This window comes from Streptomyces sp. NPDC054975 (assembly GCF_053609105.1).
The window spans coordinates 285,315-305,511 of record NZ_JBSGWV010000001.1; the positions used below are offsets into that span (position 1 = coordinate 285,315).

16 protein-coding genes are annotated in these 20,197 nt (G+C 71.8%); 6 read left to right on the plus strand and 10 right to left on the minus strand.

Annotated elements, in window-relative coordinates:
* Positions 1-181: 181 nt before the first annotated feature.
* On the minus strand, positions 182-1,657 hold the full coding sequence (locus ACWF79_RS01380; RefSeq protein ID WP_453725985.1) for an SDR family NAD(P)-dependent oxidoreductase: 1,476 nt from the start codon (positions 1,655-1,657) through the stop codon (positions 182-184).
* A gap of 63 nt (positions 1,658-1,720) precedes the next feature.
* Positions 1,721-2,434, minus strand: a complete 714-nt coding sequence (locus ACWF79_RS01385) for a (2Fe-2S)-binding protein (protein WP_453725986.1) — start codon at positions 2,432-2,434, stop codon at positions 1,721-1,723.
* 319 nt (positions 2,435-2,753) lie between these two features.
* Here ACWF79_RS01385 and ACWF79_RS01390 point away from each other — a divergent pair, with 319 nt between their 5' ends.
* Entirely contained in the window at positions 2,754-3,794 is a 1,041-nt protein-coding gene (locus ACWF79_RS01390; protein ID WP_453725987.1) for a DMT family transporter, read from the plus strand.
* Here ACWF79_RS01390 and ACWF79_RS01395 read toward each other — a convergent pair.
* The 5 genes from ACWF79_RS01395 to ACWF79_RS01415 all read right to left on the minus strand — a co-directional run bounded on the left by ACWF79_RS01395 (position 3,675) and on the right by ACWF79_RS01415 (position 7,355).
* Entirely contained in the window at positions 3,675-4,976 is a 1,302-nt protein-coding gene (locus ACWF79_RS01395) for a transglycosylase family protein (RefSeq protein ID WP_453725988.1), read from the minus strand. The two genes, ACWF79_RS01390 and ACWF79_RS01395, sit on opposite strands and share 120 nt — an antisense overlap.
* Before the next feature lie 359 nt (positions 4,977-5,335).
* Positions 5,336-5,977 carry an arylsulfatase gene (locus tag ACWF79_RS01400; protein WP_453726162.1) on the minus strand — a complete coding sequence of 214 codons (642 nt, stop codon included), beginning with the start codon at positions 5,975-5,977 and terminating at the stop codon, positions 5,336-5,338.
* Positions 5,974-6,321 (minus strand): GNAT family N-acetyltransferase, encoded by a 348-nt coding sequence (locus ACWF79_RS01405; protein ID WP_453725989.1) that lies wholly within the window; start codon positions 6,319-6,321, stop codon positions 5,974-5,976. The genes ACWF79_RS01400 and ACWF79_RS01405 overlap by 4 nt, the downstream gene beginning before the upstream one ends.
* A gap of 31 nt (positions 6,322-6,352) precedes the next feature.
* The gene (gene panD, locus ACWF79_RS01410) at positions 6,353-6,778 is read right to left on the minus strand and encodes an aspartate 1-decarboxylase (RefSeq protein WP_453725990.1); all 426 of its coding nucleotides are present in this window, start codon (positions 6,776-6,778) and stop codon (positions 6,353-6,355) included.
* Positions 6,779-7,085: 307 nt separating this feature from the next.
* Positions 7,086-7,355 (minus strand): hypothetical protein, encoded by a 270-nt coding sequence (locus tag ACWF79_RS01415; protein WP_453725991.1) that lies wholly within the window; start codon positions 7,353-7,355, stop codon positions 7,086-7,088.
* 543 nt (positions 7,356-7,898) lie between these two features.
* Between ACWF79_RS01415 and ACWF79_RS01420 the strand changes: the two genes are divergently transcribed.
* The gene (locus ACWF79_RS01420) at positions 7,899-10,565 is read left to right on the plus strand and encodes a SpoIIE family protein phosphatase (RefSeq protein WP_453725992.1); all 2,667 of its coding nucleotides are present in this window, start codon (positions 7,899-7,901) and stop codon (positions 10,563-10,565) included.
* Between the two features lie 122 nt (positions 10,566-10,687).
* Positions 10,688-11,830, plus strand: a complete 1,143-nt coding sequence (locus ACWF79_RS01425; protein WP_453725993.1) for an ABC transporter substrate-binding protein — start codon at positions 10,688-10,690, stop codon at positions 11,828-11,830.
* 98 nt (positions 11,831-11,928) lie between these two features.
* On the opposite strand, the gene ACWF79_RS01430 is transcribed toward ACWF79_RS01425, so the two are convergent.
* Positions 11,929-12,087: a hypothetical protein gene (locus ACWF79_RS01430; RefSeq protein ID WP_453725994.1), complete on the minus strand. Its 159-nt coding sequence runs from the start codon at positions 12,085-12,087 to the stop codon at positions 11,929-11,931.
* A gap of 414 nt (positions 12,088-12,501) precedes the next feature.
* Here ACWF79_RS01430 and ACWF79_RS01435 point away from each other — a divergent pair, with 414 nt between their 5' ends.
* On the plus strand, positions 12,502-13,344 hold the full coding sequence (locus tag ACWF79_RS01435; protein ID WP_453725995.1) for a PP2C family protein-serine/threonine phosphatase: 843 nt from the start codon (positions 12,502-12,504) through the stop codon (positions 13,342-13,344).
* A gap of 170 nt (positions 13,345-13,514) precedes the next feature.
* Positions 13,515-14,480, plus strand: coding sequence for an MASE1 domain-containing protein (locus ACWF79_RS01440; protein ID WP_453725996.1), 966 nt, complete (start codon positions 13,515-13,517; stop codon positions 14,478-14,480).
* Positions 14,481-14,650: 170 nt separating this feature from the next.
* On the opposite strand, the gene ACWF79_RS01445 is transcribed toward ACWF79_RS01440, so the two are convergent.
* Complete coding sequence (locus ACWF79_RS01445; protein WP_453725997.1) at positions 14,651-15,991, minus strand: tetratricopeptide repeat protein; 1,341 nt, start codon at positions 15,989-15,991, stop codon at positions 14,651-14,653.
* Positions 15,992-16,128: 137 nt separating this feature from the next.
* On the opposite strand from ACWF79_RS01445, the gene ACWF79_RS01450 reads away from it, so the two are divergent.
* On the plus strand, positions 16,129-17,478 hold the full coding sequence (locus ACWF79_RS01450) for a M64 family metallopeptidase (RefSeq protein ID WP_453725998.1): 1,350 nt from the start codon (positions 16,129-16,131) through the stop codon (positions 17,476-17,478).
* Positions 17,479-17,772: 294 nt separating this feature from the next.
* Here the strand turns inward: ACWF79_RS01450 and ACWF79_RS01455 are convergent, their stop codons facing one another.
* Entirely contained in the window at positions 17,773-20,169 is a 2,397-nt protein-coding gene (locus tag ACWF79_RS01455) for a SpoIIE family protein phosphatase (RefSeq protein ID WP_453725999.1), read from the minus strand.
* Positions 20,170-20,197 lie beyond the last annotated feature (28 nt).

The following is a 20,197-nucleotide window of genomic DNA, read 5'->3' on the forward strand; positions in this document are numbered from 1 at the left end:
GCGGCCTTGGTGGAAGGCCAGTCCCCAGGCAGACCGTGAGGGTTTGGTGAAACCCTGGTGGCCGGCCGTGGACATCAGACTAACCAAATGAGCGCGCCAACGCTCTATGGGGCTCAAAAGTGTGACGCGATCGAGTGAATTTCGGACATGCGGGCGGTTTAGGCCGCGCGACCTGGGGTGTTTACCAGTTGCCCGGCTTGTAGTCCTTGAGGAAGCAGCCGTACAGGTCCTCGCCCGCCTCGCCGCGCACGACGGGGTCGTAGACGCGGGCGGCGCCGTCGACCAGGTCGAGCGGGGCGTGGAAACCCTCCTCGGCCAGGCGCAGCTTGTCGAAGTGGGGGCGCTCGTCGGTGATCCAGCCGGTGTCGACCGAGGTCATGAGGATGCCGTCGGTCTGGAACATCTCCTGGGCGCTGGTCCGCGTCACCATGTTCATCGCCGCCTTCGCGGCGTTGGTGTTCGGGTGCCCCGCGCCCTTGTAGCCGCGGCCGAAGACGCCCTCCATCGCCGAGACGTTGACGATGTACGAACGCCCGCTGGGCGCCTTCCTCGCGGCATCGGCCATCACCGGCCGCAGCGCGCTGATCAGGATGAACGGCGAGGTGTAGTTGCACAGCTGGGTCTCCAGCAGCTCCACCGGGGAGATCTGCTCGATGGTCTGCACCCAGGTGTTCGTCTCGACGACGTCCGGGACGAGCCCGCCGGCGTCGATGGCGCTGCCCTCGCGGTGGCGCTCGACGCTGGCGTTGCCCGCGACCAGCGCGAGGTCGGCGACCTTCTGCGCGTCCAGGCCGCTGACGCCGACGGGCAGGGCCGCGAGGCCGTCGACCGCGCCGGAGTTGAAGGCGCCGATGACGTGGTGCGCGGGGAGTTCCCCGGCGGGCAGCGGCGCGCTCTCGCCCTCGACGAGGGCGGCGTACGCGGAGGGCAGCCGGCGCACGGTCTGCGTCGCGTTGTTGATGAGGATGTCCAGCGGGCCGCGCTCGGCGACCTGCTCGGCCAGGGCGACCGCCTGCGCGGGGTCACGCAGGTCGATGCCGACGACCTCCAGCCGGTGCATCCAGTCCGCCGAGTCCTCCATCGCCTTGAAGCGGCGGATGGCGTCCTTGGGGAAACGGGTGGTGATCGTGGTGTGCGCGCCGTCGCGCAGCAGCCGCAGCGCGATGTACATGCCGATCTTGGCCCGGCCGCCGGTGAGCAGCGCGCGCCTGCCGGTGAGATCGGTCCGGGCGTCGCGCTTGCCCCGGTTCAGCGCGGCACATTCCTGGCAGAGCTGGTGGTAGAAGTAGTCGACCTCGACGTACCGCGTCTTGCAGGTGTAGCAGGACCGGGGACGCTGGAGTATCCCGGCGATCCGGCCGGCCTCCGTGACCGACGAGGGCAGCAGCCCCTCGGTCTCGTCGTCGATGCGCTGGGCGGATCCGGTGGCGGTCGACTCGGTGACCGCCTTGTCGTGCGCGGTCTTCGCGGCCCGGCGCTCCTGGCGGCGGCGCTGCTTCACCGTGCGGTAGATACCGGCGGTGGCGCGCCGGACGGCGATCGCGTCCGGGTGGTCGACGTCCAGCTTGTCGAGCTCGTCGAGCACGCTCAGGCAGACGGCCAGGCGATCGGGGTCGATACCCGGCCCGTACTCCTGGGTTTCTTCGGTCACCGTCATGGCGTCTGCAGTTCCTCGATCACTCGTACGCTCGCGCGCGCCCACACATCCAAAAAATGGATTTTACGGAGCGGGGGGCCGTGTCTCCAAACCCTTACCGGGAGCGTGGTCGAACACACAGTCGCCGCAGAGGCCGCCGCCCGGACAGCGGTAGTAGAGGCAGCAGCTGGTACGGCGGAGGGCGGGGCCCTCGACGGTGCGGGCGAGGTCGGGATGGGCGAAGAGCCCGGAGACGAGGTCGGCGGCGCGGGCGGCGACCTCGGGCCGGTGCCGCGCGCGGGCCCAGCGGGTGAGCTCGCGGAGCGCTCCGGCGAGGGCCGAGCCGGCGTTGCCCCAGAGCAGCCGGGGCGAGATCCGCCCGTCGCGGTGGAAGGCCTCGTGCAGCGGGGCGAGATGCGCGGCCTGGATCGCCTCGCGCAGGTCGTCCACGGTGGCGGGCCGGGTGGCGGTGCCCGCCCACCACAGGTCGTCGGGCGAGGCCTGGACACCGTCCCAGTACAGCTCCGCCGGATCGAGGACGGGGAACCTGCCGAAGAGGGCAGCCGGTCCGAGCGCGGTCGACCAGAGGCGGGCCGCGAGCCCGAGGTGCGCGATCGAGGCGGCGACCCTCCGCTCGGGCGCGCCGAGACGGTCCCCGACCCGGTCGACGCGGGCGGACAGGGGTGCCGTCTCCCCCGCGTAGAGGCGCGCGAGCGGCAGGTGCGCGCCGCCCGTCTCCGGCGGCGTCGTCCGCAGGGCGAAGAACCCGCCCACCGAGCCGCTCTCGACAAGATCCACCGCCACAGCCTCCCCGCGCACAGACGCTTCCGTACTTCCGTGCCTCTTCGCTCTCGGGTGGTCACCGTAGCCGTCGGGCGGCGGGCCAATGTGGCCCGGGTCCGGGGGCGACCGGCTCGGATCGAGAACGTTCCGGAGGGACGGATCAGCCCTGTCCGCTTCGACCCGGATAGCGGAAAAGGTCGCATTGCACCCCGTGTGACCTGCGCGGCTGTACATCCCCAGGTGTACGGCACGGTCCCGTACTGCGGCGGCAGTACGTCCGAAGGCGTTCCCAGGTACGACGACGTGAACGCCCGGAAGAGAGATCGTTGTAGGTATGAGCCCCCTCGTGCTGTCCGTACTCCTGTCACTGGTCTCGGCGGTCGCCTACGCGGCCGCGGCGATCGTGCAGGAGCGGGTCGCGGCCTCCGCCTCCGGCCTCACGTACGCGCCGCTGCGCAGCCCCGCCTGGTGGGGGTCCGTGCTGCTCAACGGTCTCGGGGCGGCGCTGCACGTGGCCGCGCTCGCCTACGGCCCGCTCAGTCTGGTCCAGCCGCTGGGCGCGCTCACCATCGTCTTCGCCCTGCCCATGGCGGCCCTCTTCGTCGGCCGCAGGGCCGGCCGCACCGCCTGGCGCGGTGCGCTGATGGCGACGGTGGGCCTCGCCGGTCTGCTCAGCCTGACGGGCGGCGCCGAGGCGCAGTCCCTGGCGGGGACGGAGCGCTGGCTGCTCGCCGCAGGAACGTTCGGGTTGGTGGCCGTGCTCTTCACCGCCGCACACGTGGTGGGCCGCTCGGTGCTGCGCGGCATCGCCCTGGCGGCCGCGGCGGGCGTCGCGTTCGGGATCGCCTCGGTCTTCACCAAGACCGTCGCGGTGGAGTGGACGGCGAGCGCGCCGCTGGCGCAGTGGCCGAGCCTGCTGGTCCTGTCGGCCCTCGCCGTGACCGGGCTCCTGCTCTCCCAGGCCTCGTACCGGGGCGCGGGCCTCGCGGCGCCGTTGGCCACGGTCACCGTCGTCAACCCCGTGGTGGCGGCGACGGTCGGCCTCACCCTGTTCGGCGAGACCTTCCGTCATGGCGCGGCCGGCACCGTCGCGGCGCTGATCTGCGGCGCGGTGGCGGCGCTCGGCATCGTCCAGCTCACGGTGGAGCGGCTGACGGGTCCGTCCGACTCCCGGTCGGTGTCAGAGACGTCGGTGTCGGAGACGTCGGTGTCGCATCCGTCGGTGTCGGATCCGTCGGTGTCAGATCCGTCGGTGTCAGATCGAGACGCCTCGCGCACGCAGGTAGGCGAGGGGATCGATGTCGGAGCCGTACCCGGGACCCGTGCGCACCTCGAAGTGGAGGTGCGGCCCCGAGCTGTTGCCGGTCGATCCTGAACGGGCGATCCGCTGCCCGCCGTTGACCCGCTGCCCCTCACGCACGGTGAGCGCGGAGAGGTGCGCGTACTGGCTGTAGCGCCCGTCGTCGTGCCGGATGACGACCTCGTAGCCGTACGCCCCGCCCCACCCGGCGGACACGACCCGACCCGGGGCCACAGCCTTCACGGACGTACCGGTGGGCACCGGGAAGTCGACGCCCGTGTGGTAGCCGCTGGACCAGGAGGAGCCTGAGACGCGGTAGCGGGTGCCGATGGAGGCGGAGACGGGGGCGGAGAAACTGTCGGAGCGCGCCTCGGGCCGGGCTGCGGGCTTGACGGCCGGTTTGACGGCGGGCTTCTTCGAGGCCGGCGTGGTCTTGGGCGCGGGGGCCTTCGTGGCCGGGGCCTTGGGCGCGGGGGCCTTCGTCGCGGGCGCCTTGGTGGCCGGTGCCTGGGTGGCCGGGGGCTTCGCCTTGGGGGCGGTCGTGCTCGGAGCGGTCTTTCCGGGGGCCGTCCTGCTCGGGGCAGTGCCGGTCGTGGGGGGCTTCTTCGGGCTCGGGGCGGTGATCCGGAGGGTCAGCTTCTGGCCCGGGTGAATCAGGTCGGGGTCGTCACCGACGACCTTGCGGTTCGCCTCGTACAGCCGCTGCCAGCCGCCCTTCACCCGCGCCTCGCGGGCGATGCGGGAGAGCGAGTCCCCCGGGGTGACGGTGTACATCTCGCGGACCTGCGGAACGGTGGTCGGCGTCGCCTGTGTCGCCGGGGTCCGGGTGGCGGCGGACCGCTGCTGGGGCAGGGAGACGGGCGTGACGCCCGTGTTCCCCTGCGGGGCGAGCCCGGCGCGCGAGGAGCAGGTCGGCCAGGCTTCCGGCCCCTGGCCCTTGAGGACCTTCTCCGCGACGGCGATCTGCTGGTCCTTGGAGGCGAGGTCGGCGCGCGGCGCGTAGTGCGTACCGCCGTACCGCTCCCAGGTGGACTGGCTGAACTGGAGCCCGCCGAAGTAGCCGTTGCCGGTGTTGATGCGCCAGTTGGAGGAGGACTCGCAGGCCGCGACCTTCTCCCAGACGTCGAGGGAGGCCGCCTGGGCCGCCCCGGCACCGACGAGCGGGAGCGCGATGCCGGCGCCGCCCGCCGTGACGGTGAGCGAGGCCCGGTTGATGCGGCTCGGCTGGTACCGGCGGTGTCGTCCCCGTAAGGCCATGGCCCCCCCTTGAGCGCGTGCGCTGAACGCATCAGCAGTCGCCCAAGGTAGGGGAAGGTCACAGGCCGTGACAAGGGTTCAGGGCTCGATCAGCGCCCTGCGGGCCCGGGTTGGGGCTGTGGTTCGGGTTCCGGGACGGGCGCGGGGCCCGGCGGCTCGGGAACCGGGTTGGGCGGCGGTACGGGAGGCGGTTCGGGCACCGGGGCCGGCGGGTTCGGGGGCGGACCGGGCGGCGGGATCGGGCCGGGCGGCACCGGATCGGGGAACGGATGGGTCATGGCGGGTCGGGCCTCTCGGTCGACGGGGGCCGTACGGCTCCAGGCTCTCCCGGAGCGTCTGCCCGCGCCCGCCAGGGCCATTCATCCGTGGCCGCGTACCGCTCTCGCGGCGGCGGCCAGGCCGACGCGGGGGCTGGAGAGGACGGGCAGCGGGGTCGTGGTCCGCTCGGCGGCGTCCGCCATGGACGCCTGGGCCAGGACGACCACGCCGCCTTCGGCGCGGTCGACGCGGTCCACGGCCGCCGCGACGGCGTCCAGGTAGCCGTCGTGGTCGCCGGCGAGGAAGCGGTCCCAGGCGCCGTCCACGAGGAGGGTGGTGACGGTCGGCGTCCGGTCGCCCGCCTCCTCGCGGAGCAGGTCGAGGGTGGGGACGAGGGTGGACTCGACGGCCGCGACGACCACGATCGTTTCGGCGCGGACCGCCTCGGCCGCCATCGGCCGGTCGACCCGAAGGACGGGCACGCCCAGCTCGGCCGCGTGGCGCTCGGCGACGCCGCCGAGCGTGGAACACGTACAGAGGATGGCGGCGGCGCCGTCCGTGACGGCCTCGGCGAGGACCTCACGGACGGCACCGGCCACGGCTTCCGGGCCCTCGGCCCGTGCCCGTACGAGCAGTTCCTCGGCGACGACGTGCCGCAGATCGAGACCGGGGTGATGGCGGTCGCGGAGCCCGTCGAAGACGGGCACGTGGACCGCGGAGGTGTGCAGGAGGGCGAGGCTCACCACAGCTCGGGGGTGGCCTTGAGCTGGGCCTTTGCCGCGTGCACGACGTCCTCGGGCGGTACGGGTGCCTCGTCGGGGTGCCTCTCGGCCCACTTCGCGGCGTAGGGGCAGAGGGGCACGACGGGGACGCCCGCGCGGGCGGCGATCGCGTAGAACTCCCGTACGAGGGACCCGGCGATGCCCTTGCCCTCGTTGCCCTCCTCGACGACGGTGTGCACCGCCACGAGGGCGTGCGGCTCGACGTCCAGGACGAAGTAGACGACGACCCCGACGTACCGGCCGTCCTCGAACGCCTCCAGGCGCCCCTTCTCCCGGTCGTCACGGATCTCAAGCGCAGGAGCCATGCGGCCCTCTCCCTCTCGTAGGTTCGACAGGTCAGGCGTGCGCGGCGACGGCCTGCGGGCTGCGCCGGGTGTCGCTCCCGGGCACGGGCGCCGAGGCGTCGCTCCCGAGCTCGACGATCCGGTTGTCCGCGTCCACATGCACGACGCGCGGCACGAGCGCCCTGGCCTCGGCGTCCTCGACCTGGGCGTAACTGATGAGAATCACCAGATCCCCGGGGTGCACGAGATGCGCGGCGGCCCCGTTGATCCCGATCACCCCGGACCCCCGCTCCCCCTCGATGACGTACGTCTCGAGCCGGGCCCCGTTGTCGATGTCGACGATGTGCACGAGCTCCCCGGGCAGCAGATCGGCCGCCTCCATGAGCTCGGCGTCGATGGTGACGGAACCGACGTAGTGCAGATCGGCCTGGGTGACGGTGGCACGGTGGATCTTGGACTTGAACATGGTGCGCAGCACTACGGACTCCTCTAAGACGGCTCCCTGCCTGCTCGTTGCAGGTCAAGGGCGGTCTCGACTGTACACCGGCACGTGCTCTCCGAGGATTGTGAGGAACGTCGCTCTGGTCAGGAGATACGGCCCTCACCTGGGCTTTCACGCCGTCACCGGCGGCTGTTCGGGCAATTCCCCGGGAACGCTCCGCGGCTCATGCTGACCGAATGCCGACTTACCTGATGAGCCATCAACCGAGCGAGCCCTGTCCGCGTCCACATACCGCAGACCTGTCAAACGTCCAGGGTCGGAACCTACCGGCAGCCGCCCCCCTTCAGTAACCCTGGGTCCGGCCTCGCTCGGTCAGCCGCTCGCACGGATCGGGGGCGCCCTGGGGCCCGTCGGCGAAGAAAACGGCGCCGGGCCTCGACAGGACGGCGGTGGCGTCATGTCCGAAGAGGTCCCGCGCGCCGGGCCCCCAGTAACAGACGAGGTCCCCGTCATCGAGGCCGAAGACAGCCACGGGCACGTGCTCGAGCAGCGTCCCCGGCTCGGACCAGAACGGGCCGTGGGTCTCCTCGCCCCCCGGCCGAGCCGATGGCACGAGATGTCCCCTTCCACTCTCCGTTCCATCCATTATCCGGACACCATGGGCATTCCGCGGCGCGAAGTGCGCCGTGGCGAGGATGGAGCCAGGGGAAACGCCCCGGCCGCCGGTGGCCGGCTCGGCGCAGCAGGGCGGTAACGGCGGCCGGCACGTCGTTGAACTCGTCCCGTCCACCCCTCCATCTTTCTGAACCAGCATGACTTCTTGCACGGCGTGTGGGCGGGGGATCCCCATCGGCGCGGCGACTGCCCGGATCCCGCCCGCGCCCCCACGGGCCGTGCCACACCCTCGCTCCGCGGAAGAGCCCGGATCGCCGGCTCGGCGACCGTCGCTCCCCGCTGCCGACGGCTCATAGAGGTTGGAAGATGGAGTATGAGCCACCTACTTGGACGCGTCCGACGTCGGCTGCTCGGCTCAACCGCGAGCTCTTCCTCTTCCTCTCGGCGTCCCCGCCCAGGAAGCCACCAGGAGCGTCAGGAGCACGCCCCGCCCCCCGAGGGAGAGGCACGGCGGCCGCAGCGTCTGTCCTCCCTTCTGAGCGTGCGCAGCGTGGCCGGCGAGGTGTTCCTCCTGCAGCTGGCCGTCGTGGTACTGCTCGTCGCCGCCGCGGTGGTGGCGCTCGTGGTGCAAGCCCGGAGCGCCGGCATGGTGGACGCCCGGCACCGTACGCTCGCCGCCGCCGGAACGTTCGCGGAATCTCCGGGAATCGTCGCGGCCCTGCGCAGCCCCCATCCGAGCGCAGTGCTACAGCCGAGCGCCGAGGCGGCCCGGAAGATCGCCGGGGTCGACGGCATCAACGTGTACACACTTTCCGGGGTCACCCTCGCCCACAGCGACCCACGGCAGATCGGGAAGCACGTCGTCGGCCCCTTCTCCAAGGCGGTGGCCGGCCAATCCTTCACCGAGACCTTCGAAGGGTCCTTGGGGCAGTCCGTGGTCTCGGTGGTCCCCGTCAAGGACTCCGACGGCCGCGTCATCGCCATCGTCTCCTCCCCGGTCACGGTGCAGAACGTGCAGAGCATGGTGAACCGGCAGCTTCCGGTCGTCCTCGGCAGTGCAGCCGCGGTGCTCGCCCTGTCCGCGGGCGGAACCGCTCTGGTGAGCCGTCGGCTGCTGCGCCGGACGCATGGCCTGGGACCGGCCGAGATGACGAGGATGTACGAGCACCACGACGCGGTGCTGCACGCGGTGCGAGAGGGCGTACTGATCGTCGGCGGCGGCGGACGGCTGCTGCTGGCCAATGACGAGGCGCGGCGGCTGCTGGACCTGCCGGTGGACGCGGAAGGGCTCCCCGTCACGGACCTTGGCCTGGAAGAGGGGATCGCCGATCCGATCGCGTCGGGCCGTTCCGCGACCGACGAGCTGCACATGGCAGCCGATCGGCTGCTGGCGGTGAACATCCGGCCCACCGCGCCCTACGGGCAGGCCGGGACCGTCGTCACGCTGCGCGACACCACCGAGCTGCGGGCACTCTCCGGCAGGGCCGAGGTGGCCCGCGAGCGACTGAAGTTGCTCTACGACGCGGGGACGCAGGTCGGAACGACGCTGAACGTGGAGCGCACGGCGGAGGAACTGGCGGAGGTGGCGGTCCCACGGTTCGCCGACGTCGTCACCGTCGACCTGCTGGACCCGGTGCTGCGCGGCGAGGAGCCGCCCGAAGCAACCACCGAGATGCGCCGCACGGCCCGCGTCGGCCTTCAGGGCGACCACCCCCTCTACCCCGTCGGCCGGCTGATCCGGTTCGTTCCCACCAGCCCCATGGCCGCCGGGCTGGCCGGCAGCCGCGCGGTCCTGGAGGCGGACCTGCGCGCCACCCACGGCTGGCGGACCCAGGACCCGGCCAACGCCCTGCAGATCCTGGACCGCGGCATCCACTCCCTGATCGCCGTGCCCCTGCGGGCCCGGGGCGTGGTGCTGGGGATGGCCGGCTACTGGCGGACCCAGGACTCCCCGCCCTTCGACGAGGAGGACGTGTCCTTCGCCGAGGAGCTGACCGCCCGGGCGGCGCTGTCCGTCGACAATGCCCGCCGCTACACCCGCGAGCACACCATGGCCGTCACCCTGCAGCGCAGCCTGTTGCCCCGGGGCGTACCGGAGCAGTCCGCCGTTGAGGTCGCGCACCGCTATCTGGCCGCCCAGGCCGGTGTGGGCGGTGACTGGTTCGATGTCATCCCGCTGCCCGGCGCCCGAGTGGCCCTGGTGGTCGGCGACGTCGTCGGCCACGGTCTCCACGCCGCCGCCACCATGGGCCGCCTGCGCACCGCCGTGTACAACTTCTCCACCCTCGACCTGCCCCCGGACGAACTCCTGAGCCACCTGGACGAGCTCGTCGCCCACATCGACACCGACGAGCAGGAGTGGCAGGGGATCACCGGAGCCACCTGCCTGTGCGCCCTCTACGATCCCGTCTCGGGGCAGGTGACGGCCGCCACCGCCGGGCATCCGGGCCCCGCTCTGATCCTTCCCGACGGAACCGTGTCCTTCCCCGAGGTGCCGGTCTCCCCGCCGCTGGGCCTGGGCGAGGGCCTGCCCATGGAGACCATGACGGTCACCCTGCCCGAAGGCTCCCGGCTGGCACTCTTCACCGACGGGCTGATCGAGAGCCGCGACCGCGATCCGGACGCGGGCCTGGCAGCGCTACGCGCCGCTCTGGCCGGGCCCGCCCGCACCCCGGAGGACACCTGCACCGTGGTGATCGACGCGATGCTGCCCACCAGGCCCAGCGACGACGTCGCGCTGCTGGTGGCGCGCACCCGCCGACTGGACCCCGCGCGGATCGCCGAGTGGGACGTACCCCCCGACCCCGCGGCGGTGTCCCCGGTGCGCAACGCCTGCGCCCGCCGACTGGCGGACTGGGGCCTTGAGGACATCGCCTTCACCACGGAACTCATCCTCAGTGAGCTGATGACCAACGCCATCCGCTACGGCACCGAGCCCATCCGGGTGAGGCTGCTGTACGACCGCAACCTGATCTGCGAGGTCTTCGACGGGTCCAGCACCTCCCCGCACCTGCGCCGGGCCGAGGCCACCGACGAGGGCGGTCGCGGCCTGTTCCTCGTCGCGCAGTTCGCCGAGCGCTGGGGCACCCGCTACACCGCCCGCGGCAAGATCATCTGGAGCGAGCAGGCCCTCCACGACGGGGCCGCACCGCCCGCGATGGATCTCGGGGAGGCGCTCCTGGCCGGGTGGGACGACGAGGGGTTCTGAGAACGCGCCGGTACGGCAGCCGCAGGGAAGACAGCGGACACCACCGTCTGGGACTGCGCTGCCGAGGCGGCCGAACGTACGCTGGCCTCGATCAGTACGCGACCGCCCGTTATGGAGCCTTTGTGCCCGCACCTCGTCTCCGGACAGCCTTCGTCGCCGCCTGCCTGGTCCTCGCGGCGCCCCTCGGCGCCTGCGGAGACAAGCCCACCACCGCGCCCAGGGCACCCGCGGTGGCCACCTCCGCCGCGGACGCCGGCGGCATGGCAGCACTGACCACAGCGGCGAAGAAAGAGGGCTCGCTCAACACGATCGCGCTCCCGAGCGACTGGGCCAACTACGGCGCACTGATCGACGGCTTCGAGAAGAAGTACGGGATCAAGGTCATCGTGGAGAACCCGGAAGGTACCAGCCAGGACGAGATCAACGCCCTGAAGGAGCACAGGGGCGAAGGCCGCGCCCCCGATGTGATCGACGTGGGGGACTCGTTCGCGCAGTCCGCGGCACGGCAGGGCCTGCTCGCTCCGTACAAGGTCGCCGCGTACGACGAGATCCCCAAGGAACAGAAGGACGACCGGGCCCGCTGGTACAACAACTACGGCGGTTACGTCTCGATCGGCTGTGACGCCAAGCGCGTCAAGACCTGCCCCGCGACCTTCGCCGACCTGCGCAAGCCCGAGTACAAAGGCAAGGTCGCGCTCAACGGCGACCCCACCAAGTCCGGCTCCGCCTTCGCCGGGGTCTACGCGGCGGCCCTGGCGAACGGGGGTTCCTTCGACGACGTCCAGCCCGGCATCGACTTCTTCGCCGAGCTCAGCGAGAACGGCAACTTCATCCCGGTCGAATCCACCCCGGCCACGATCGCCAAGGGCCAGACCCCGATCAGCATCGACTGGGACTTCCTCAACCTCGGATACGCCGACGAATTCCGCGAGAATGGCACGGACGTCGACTGGCGGACCGCCATCCCCTTCGACGGCAGCTTCGCTCAGTACTACGCGAACGGGGTGAACAAGGACGCTCCGCACCCCGCGGCGGCACGTCTGTGGCAGGAGTACGTCTTCAGCCCGGAGGGCCAGAACCTCCGGCTCGGCGCCTATGCACGCCCCGTCCTCATGGACGCCATGGAGAAGGACGGCACCCTCGACAAGGCCGCCGCGGAGAAACTGCCGACGGTCGAGGGCACGCCGACGTTTCCGACGGAGGCGCAGACGGAGAAGGCCAGAGAGACCGTCAACCGCGGCTGGGCCGAGGCCGTCTCGAGCTGAGGGCGGGGGCTGCGGGCCAGGCGTGACCCGCCCGTCCGGGCCTCACACCGGTGGCCACGGCACTCACGGCCGCTGTCCGGCCCAACTACAGGCCGTGCTCACCGTTTGACGATCAGGTCGAGGAGCTCGGCGAGACGGCGCCTGACCGCCTCACAGGGCCTGTCCAAGGGGATGCCGGGCATACCGGAGGAGACCACCACCGTGGCCTTCTCACCCGACGGCTCCGTCCTCGCCGCGGCCGGGTCGTACGGCACCATGCGACTGCGGGACGTGGCCTCCCAGCAGCCGCTGGGCGCCGCCCTGCCCGGTGCGGGGGACGCCGTCCTGTCGCTCGCGTTCGGCGCGGACGGCCGCACCCTGCACCCGGCGGGGGCGCGCGTCCCCGTGCGGCGGGTGACCGCCGGGCGAGTCGCGCGGCGTCGGCCTGCTCGGTCCGGACGGAGGCCAGGGGCGGGGCGATGCCGTCGATCTCGCCGAACCGCTGTTCGTTTCCGGCGGTGTGGGGTGACCCCGCTGGGATCCGCCGCGTTCTCCGCCGATGAGATGCGGACGCCGTCCCCTCCGGGCAGAGTGGGGAAGGACCTGTTCGTACCGAGGTGGTAGCCCTGTGGTCCCGCGTGCTGGAGACGGGACGGACTGATGCGAGGATTGTCGTGACGTCGGAGTGATCGATGTTCCGCAGACGGCCGGCCGACAACAGCGAGGACCTCCTGGTCCGGCTCGGGTCGCTGACCGCCCGTGCGCGGGAGTTGGCCGAGACGCAGCGTTCCCGTGTCGAGCTCGCCGTGGCCCTGCAGCGCGGCATGCTGCCCTCGGACCTGCCCAGTTTTCCGGGCGCCCGGCTGGCCGTCCGCTATGAGCCCGCCAATCACGGGCTCAACGTCGGCGGTGACTGGTACGACGCCTTCTCCCTGCCCGGTGGACAGATCGGCATGTCCATCGGTGATGTGCAGGGGCACAACATCGAGGCCGCTGCCTTCATGGGACAGGTCCGCGTCGCACTGCGCGCGCTGGCCTCCGTCACCGGAGACCCGGGAGAGCTGCTCGGTCGCACCAACGACCTGCTGATCTCTCTGGGCGCCGACCTCTTCGCCACCTGCACCTTCCTGCGGCTCGACCCCGCTGCCGGCATCCTGGAGTGCGCCCGGGCCGGTCACATCCCCCACATCTGGGCCACCACCGACGGCCGCTCCGGCATAGACGACAGCGAGGGCGGGCCTCCGCTCGGTGTGCTCCGGGGCGTCGACTACCCGGCCACGCGCCACCGGCTCACCGCCGACGGTGTCTTCGTCCTCCTGACCGACGGCGTGGTGGAGGGGCCCTCGCTCCACGTCGACGAGGGGCTGGACCGGGTGACGCGGCTCGCCGGGATCACCGCCGTCGCCGGGCTGGACGTCGACGCGCTGGCCACCGCCGTCATGAAGCTGGCGGCCACGGTGGGGCACGAGGACGACGCGGCCGTCCTGGTCGTCGGCCATGACGGCGGTCCGACCCCGTCGGCGGCCGAGGAGTGAGGAGAGGGGGCGCGCCTCGGGCCAGGTTGGTCCTCGGACCGGCCCGGGCCCGTGCCGTACGGCGGCGCCCGACACGCAGGGTCCTTGCCCGGTCGTGGCGGCCCGGCCGGTGTCTGATGGCTGACGTGTTGGATATTCGGCAGTTCCGGCCCTCTACGGAGGCGGCTCTGATGTCGCTGGCCGTGGCGGTTTGCTATTACGCGGCCGGACGACTCGGCCTGATGGGCCGCCTCGTCGTCGAAGGCGCGGTGGTCACCCCCATCTGGCCGCCCACCGGCGTCGCCGTCGCCGCCCTGCTGCTGCTTGGCGTGCGGGTCTGGCCCGGGATCGCCCTCGGCTCCTTCCTCGTCATCGCCTCCCTCACCGCTCCGGGGCCCACCACAGTGGTCACCGTGGCGAGCAACACCGTCGCGCCGCTCTGCGCCTTCCTGCTGCTGAGACGGGCCGGCTTCCGGCGCGACATGGCGCGGCTGCGGGACGGGCTCTCCCTGGTCTTCCTCGGCGGGTTCGGCGCCATGCTGATCAGCGCGACCGCGGGGGTCGGGCTGCAGGTGGCGAAGGGCTCCCTGGACACGAGCGAGTTCTGGCCCGTCTGGCTGGCCTGGTGGGTGGGCGACACGATGGGGGTGCTGCTCGTCGCCCCGCTCCTGCTCGTCCTCGCGGGGCCGGCCGGACGGTTCCGGGTACGGCGCTGGAAGGAGGCGATCTTTCTGGGGCTGACGACCCTGGTCCTCATGCCCATGGCCGTGCTCAGCCAGATGAGCATGCTGTTCCTCGTCTTCCCCCTGCTGATCTGGGCAGCGCTCCGCTTCCAGCTCGCCGGAAGCATGCTGTGCGCGCTCTTCGCCTCCGTGCTCACCACCTTCGAGGCGACCTCCGGGCGGGGCGCGTTCCTCCACCTGACGGACGTCGAGATCATGACCAAGCTCCAGGCGTTCAACGGTTCCGCCGCCCTGACCGCCCTGCTCCTCGCCTCCGTCATCACCGAGCAGCATGCGACCCGCCGGTCGGTGCGCCGCGCCTGCCAGGAACTGGCGGAGGTCCTGGAGCACCTCGCGGCGGGCGAGCCCTCGCCGGATCCACCCGGCACCGCCGAGAGCCGGGCAGCCCCACCCGGCGGGCACCAGGATCTGTGACCTCCGCGCCGGAGCCGGAGCCAAGTAGCCGCGCACGACGACGTCACCGCCCCGCTCGCCCGTCTCGGCGGCCAGCCTCAACAACCGGTACGCCAGCCTGAACGCACCGCGCTGTCGGGCCGGCATGCCGCTGCTCGTAACCTGCCGAACGCGCTGCCCGAGCTGCTCGTTCAGTGCCGCGGGAACGCCAGTGCCGTCGGAGCCGGCCCCAGCGTCGTCGTGCCGGGGGGCGAGCGGTGGCCCAGCCCCGTACGGTACGCGTCCAGCGCGGCCTCGGTGCGGCCGCCGCGGCGCAGAAGGTCGCCCAGCAGACGGCACAGATCGGCGAGGTCGCCGCTCGCGCCGCTGCGCTCCAGCAGTCCGAGCGCCATGACGTAGTGCTCCTCGGCGGTCTCGCTGTCCCCCCGCTCCTCGGCGATCAGCCCGAGCAGCCTGTGCGCACCCCCCGCGTGCACCGCGCCGTGCCGGTCACCCAGCTCAAGAAATGCAGAGAGCAGATCGGACGCCTCGTCGTGCCGTCCGAGCCGCCGGAGGACATCGGCCAACTCCACGTCCACCTGCGCGGTGAACAGAGCCGCGCGCTTGGCATTCAGCATGTCCCGGGCGGCTCGCAACTCCTTCTCAGCGGAAGCCAGTTCGCCCTTCTGCGCCTGAACGTAGCCGCGCATCCAGTGGCAGTGCGCGAGATCGGTGCACAGGCTCAGCTGCTGGTAGATCGCCTGCGCCTTGGCCAGTGAGGCGTCGGCGTCGGCCGTGCGCCCCTCGGCGAGGAAGGTGCGAGCCACCTGCCGGTGCATGCCTGCCACCAGCGCCGGATCGTCGACCTGCGGAGCCAGCGTCAGGGCGAGCTCGGCGGCGTGCGCGGCACGGGCGTGTGCACCCATGTCGATGTACGGGCCGATCACGGCTGCGTACAGGATGACCAGAGCCTCGGGGTCGGCCATGCCGCTCGCGCCGAGCTCGTCGATGGTGGATTCGAGGAGGTAGCAGGCGTAACGCAGCTCCCCCGCCAGGAGGTGTGCGACGGCACGGCCCCGGATCGCGCGTGCGCGGCGGGGCAGCGGTTCCTCGGCGAGGAGCCGCTCGGCGGCCTGGAAGTGATGGCCCGCATCGACCAGTTCACCGGTCTCCAGGGAACACTCGCCGAGCCCGAGCAACGCCTCGGCCTGCTCGGCAACGAGTCCGAGGTGCTCCGCGTCGGCGAGGAGCCGGCGGTAGCGCACGGCGGCCTCGTCCGCCGTCCCGGTGGCCAGCTGCTGATGGGCGTCGGAGAGAGCGAGCCGCAGCTCGGTGGCGAGGTGTGCGGGGCGGCCGGTAGCCAGTTCTTCGTACGACGTACCGAGGCGCTCGGCAAGGAAGCGCAGTGCGGTCTCCGAGGGCCTGACCTTGCCCGACTCCAGCGTCGACACGTACGCGGGGGTGTACGAAGGCTCGGCCAACTGCCTTTGTGTCAGCCCGCGTTGAGCGCGCAGGCGCTGTACTCGGTGGCCGATCGTGGCCGGATCGTCCATGCGGACCCCCTGGTTCGTGAACTCCCCAGTATCCAGAAGCAGTAGGCATTGCGCACCACTCGCCTTCCCTCTAGGTTAAGCCACTTGTTCAGCACATTTACTGAGGCGGTTAACTCGCCTGACAAGGGGCTGATTTCATGCGTTCAGCACGACGCGGAGCCATGGCGGCCGGAGTGACCGTCGCCCTCGCGGCCGTCCTCGCCGCCGCACCCGGCAGCGCCGCCGCGGACCCGACGGCACCCCCCACGGCCGGAGTCGAGGTCGAGATACCCGGGCCGGAACACGGGACGTTCGCCGGATCCGGCCACACGCGTGTGCCGCCGGAGGGCCGGAACCAGCCGGCCTCCCGCCTGACGGCGACCGAGGCGGTCGCCGACGGCGAGGTGGCCAAGGTGGTCGACAACGGCCCCGTCGCCGACCGGCTCGACATCGTCGTCGTCGGAGACGGCTACACCATCGCCGAACTGCCCCGCTTCCACGCCGACGCCCAGCAGAAATGGGCCGAGCTGACGGCCGTCGAGCCGTACACCACCTACCGCAACCTCTTCAACGTCTGGACCGTCGACGCCGTCTCGAACCAGTCCGGCGTCTCCGGCGACCCCTCTCCCGGCACCCTGAGGGACACGGCTCTCGGCTCGTACTTCTGGTGCGACGGCATCGAGCGGCTGCTCTGCGTCGACCAGGACAAGGTCGACGGATACGTGGCGAAGGCCCCCGAGGCAGACCTGGTCCTCGTCCTCGCCAACAGCACCAAGTACGGCGGCGCGGGCTACAACGAGCCCAGCAAGACCCTCGGCTACGAGGGCATATCAACGGCCTCGGCGGGCAACGAGAAATCCGGCCAGGTCGCGATCCACGAGACCGGCCACTCCCTGGGCAAGCTCGCCGACGAGTACTTCTACCCCGACTACCCCGGCTACGAGCGCTACGTGGGCCCCGAGCCCGCCGACTCCAACATCACGACCCTCACCGCCGACGGCATGGCCGACCGGGGCACCAAGTGGCACCGCTGGCTCGGCGAGCAGTCTCCCGACGGCGGCACCGTCGGCGCATACGAGGGCGGCGGCTACTACGTCACCGGACTGCGGCGTCCCACCGAGAACTCCATGATGCGCTCCCTCGGCAAGCCCTTCAATCTGCCCGGAGCGGAGGCGATGATCGCCGGCTTCTACCGCGACGCGCGCATCGCCTCCCCCGTCACGCCCACCGATCGCGCCCTCCGCTGGGGCGACACCGCCAAAGCCCTCGTGCCCCGGCTGACCGGGGCGGACGGGCGTCAACTCACGATCCGCTGGTACCTGGACGGGCGGGAGGTGAAGTCCCTCGCGGGCCGCACCGACGTACGGGTGTCCGACCCGGCCCTGCGGCTGCTCGGCCTTCGGACCCACACGCTGTCTCTCACCGCCGAGGACCGTACGCCCTCGGTGCGGGACCGCGCCATCGCCCGGACGATGAGGTCCACGGTCAGTTGGACGGTCCGGCTCTGACGGCTCCGGCGGGCATCCGTCGCGGTTCGCGGGCAGCTCGAGGACACCGGCCGGGGGTGTGCCGCGGTGGCGGTCGATGCGGATCGGGCAGCCCGAAGATGGGGGCCGCCCCGTGGGCGACGACGTCGCGGATCTTTGTGAGGAACATCGCTCCTCATGGGCGACGGTGCTCCCCCGTACCGGACACCGCCGCCCTCGACTCGCCCGTCCGACGACGGCACCGCCGCCCTGGCCATGCGTCTGCGTACAACATGACCCGCACGGCGGGCGGGCGGCGGCGAGTGGCGTGGGCCGTCACGGCACGGGCAAGGCCTGTTCCGCCCAGATCGTCTTGCCTGCCGGCATGTATCGCGTACCCCAGTGGTCGGTGAGCTGGGCGACCATGAACAGTCCGCGTCCGCCCTCCTCGTCGTTGCCGGCGTAACGGGCATGCGGTGAGGTGTGCTGCGAGTCGGAGACCTCACAGATGAGGGAGCGGTCCCGGATCAGGCGCACACCGATCGGGCCGGAGGCGTGACGGATCGCGTTGGTGACCAGCTCGCTGACCACCAGTTCCGTGGTGAAGGCCAGATCGTCCAGTCCCCACCGCCCGAGCTGTTCCGCGGCCATCGCACGTGCGCGCGCGACGAGCGCGGGGTCCGGGGACAGCTCCCAGGCCGCCACCTGGCGTGCGTCCAGCGCACGGGTGCGCACGACGAGCAGCGTCACGTCGTCACGCACATGTTCCGGCACCAGCTGCGCGACGATCTGGGCGCACAACAGATCCGCCGACGATCCTCGCTGCTCCCCGAGCACAGCCGCCAAGCGGTCCGATCCCTCTGTGACGCCTTGTCCCCGGGCCTCCACGAGGCCGTCGGTGAACAGCACGACCAGGCTTCCGGCGGCGAGCTCCACTTCCGCACTCTCGTACGGAAGCCGTCCCACGCCCAGAGGAGGCCCGGGCGGCAGACGGAGGAAGCCGACGGCGCCGTGCGGCTGCACCACAGCCGGCGCCAGGTGTCCCGCCGCCGCCCAGGTGCCAGTCCGGGAAGCCGGATCATAGACTCCGTACACGCACGTCGCTCCGACGGCGCCGCTGTCGTCCGCTCCCTGCACGTTCTGGTCGATCGCGTCCCTGCCGACCTGATCGTTCAGCCGGGCCAGGAGTTCGTCGGGCGCCAGGTCCAGCTCCGCCAGGGTGCGCACCATGGCGCGCAAGCGCCCCATGGTGGCAGCGGCCCCCAGCCCGTGGCCGACGACTTCCCCGACGACGAGTCCGACACGCGCGCCGGACAGCGGAATGACGTCGTACCAGTCGCCGCCGGCGCCGAGGTGGCTGTCGGCGGGCAGGTAGCGGCTAGCCGCCTCGACGGCGCTCAGCTCGGGCAGCGACCGAGGCAGCAGACTGCGCTGGAGCATGAACGCGGCCGTGTGCTCCCGCCGGTACCGCCGGGCGTTGTCGATGCACACAGCGGTCCGCGACGCCAGCTCCTCCGCCACCGCCCGATCGCCGTCGTCGAAGGGATCCGAGTCGTCGCCTCGCACGAAGGTGACGAGGCCCCAGGGAGTCCCCCTCACGATCAGCGGGACGTACAGCCGTGTCGGCGCGACCTCGGCGTCCGTGGTCGCACGGCGCCCGGCCAGGCTCTCGGCCTGCGCCGTTCCCGCGGCGTACGCGACCCGCTCGCCCACCCGGGAGGGCTCTCCGTCGGAATCGGCCACGCGTACCAGGTCCCACGCCGTGACGGGCCTTGGTTCCTCGCCCGCAAGCACCTCCGCCGCCACGTCGACCAGCACGGCGTCGGCGTACCGCGGCACGGCGGTCTCGGCGAGCTCCGCCGCCGTTCCGGACGGGTCGAGCGACGCACCGATCCGCGCACCGGCCTCCGCGAGGAGCGCGAGGCGCTGCTGCGCACGGTAGTGGTCGGTGATGTCGATGGACTGTTCGCACACCCCCACCGGCTCTCCCCTGCCGTCCAGCAGCCGGAAGTAGGACGAGGACCAGACGCGCTCCTGGCGCGGGTCGGCCGGGGCCCGGCCTCGGAAATGCACGTCGATGACCGGTTCACCGGTGTCGAGGATCTGCTGGACGAAGTCCTCGGGCGGCACCAGATGCTGGGTGGTGAGGACATCGCCGGGAAAGAGTTCGGTCATGGAGCGGCCCAGTGACGCCGTGAGGTCGCCGCCGAGCTCTCGGACGCTGGACGCGTTGGCCCACAGGAGGCGCGCGCCCGGGCCGTAGATGGTCAGTGTCACCGGCGACTGGGTCACGAGCCCCTGCAGCATCGCCTGCCTGGTCTCCCACCAGCGGAGCTCCTCCAGCTCGGCCGCCATGAGGACGGCGCAGGGGGACAGACCGGTGGGGTCCCCGTCGGGACCGGGGGTCAGGGGACGCAGCGTCACCGCCACACGTACGGTGTGTCCGCTGCGATGGCGCACGTCCAGGACGGCGCTGCGTGTCCCGTCGAACCACAGCCGCTGGTCCGGCCGCCGCTCGTCCGGTCCGTGGCGATCGGTGTGCGGGGGGACGAGCAGGTCGGCCGCCGGGCGCCCCAGGACCTGCGCGGCGGGATACCCCAGCAGGGCCTCGGCCTCGCGGCTCCACCCGACCAGCACTCCGTCTGCGGCGAGCAGGGCGAAGGCGGCCGGGGGCGGACCCAGCCGCCCGCCTTCATCCGCCCCGGCGGGAAGAGGGAAAGGCAGCCCTTTCATGGTCCCATCATCCTGCCGAGCGGTCGCG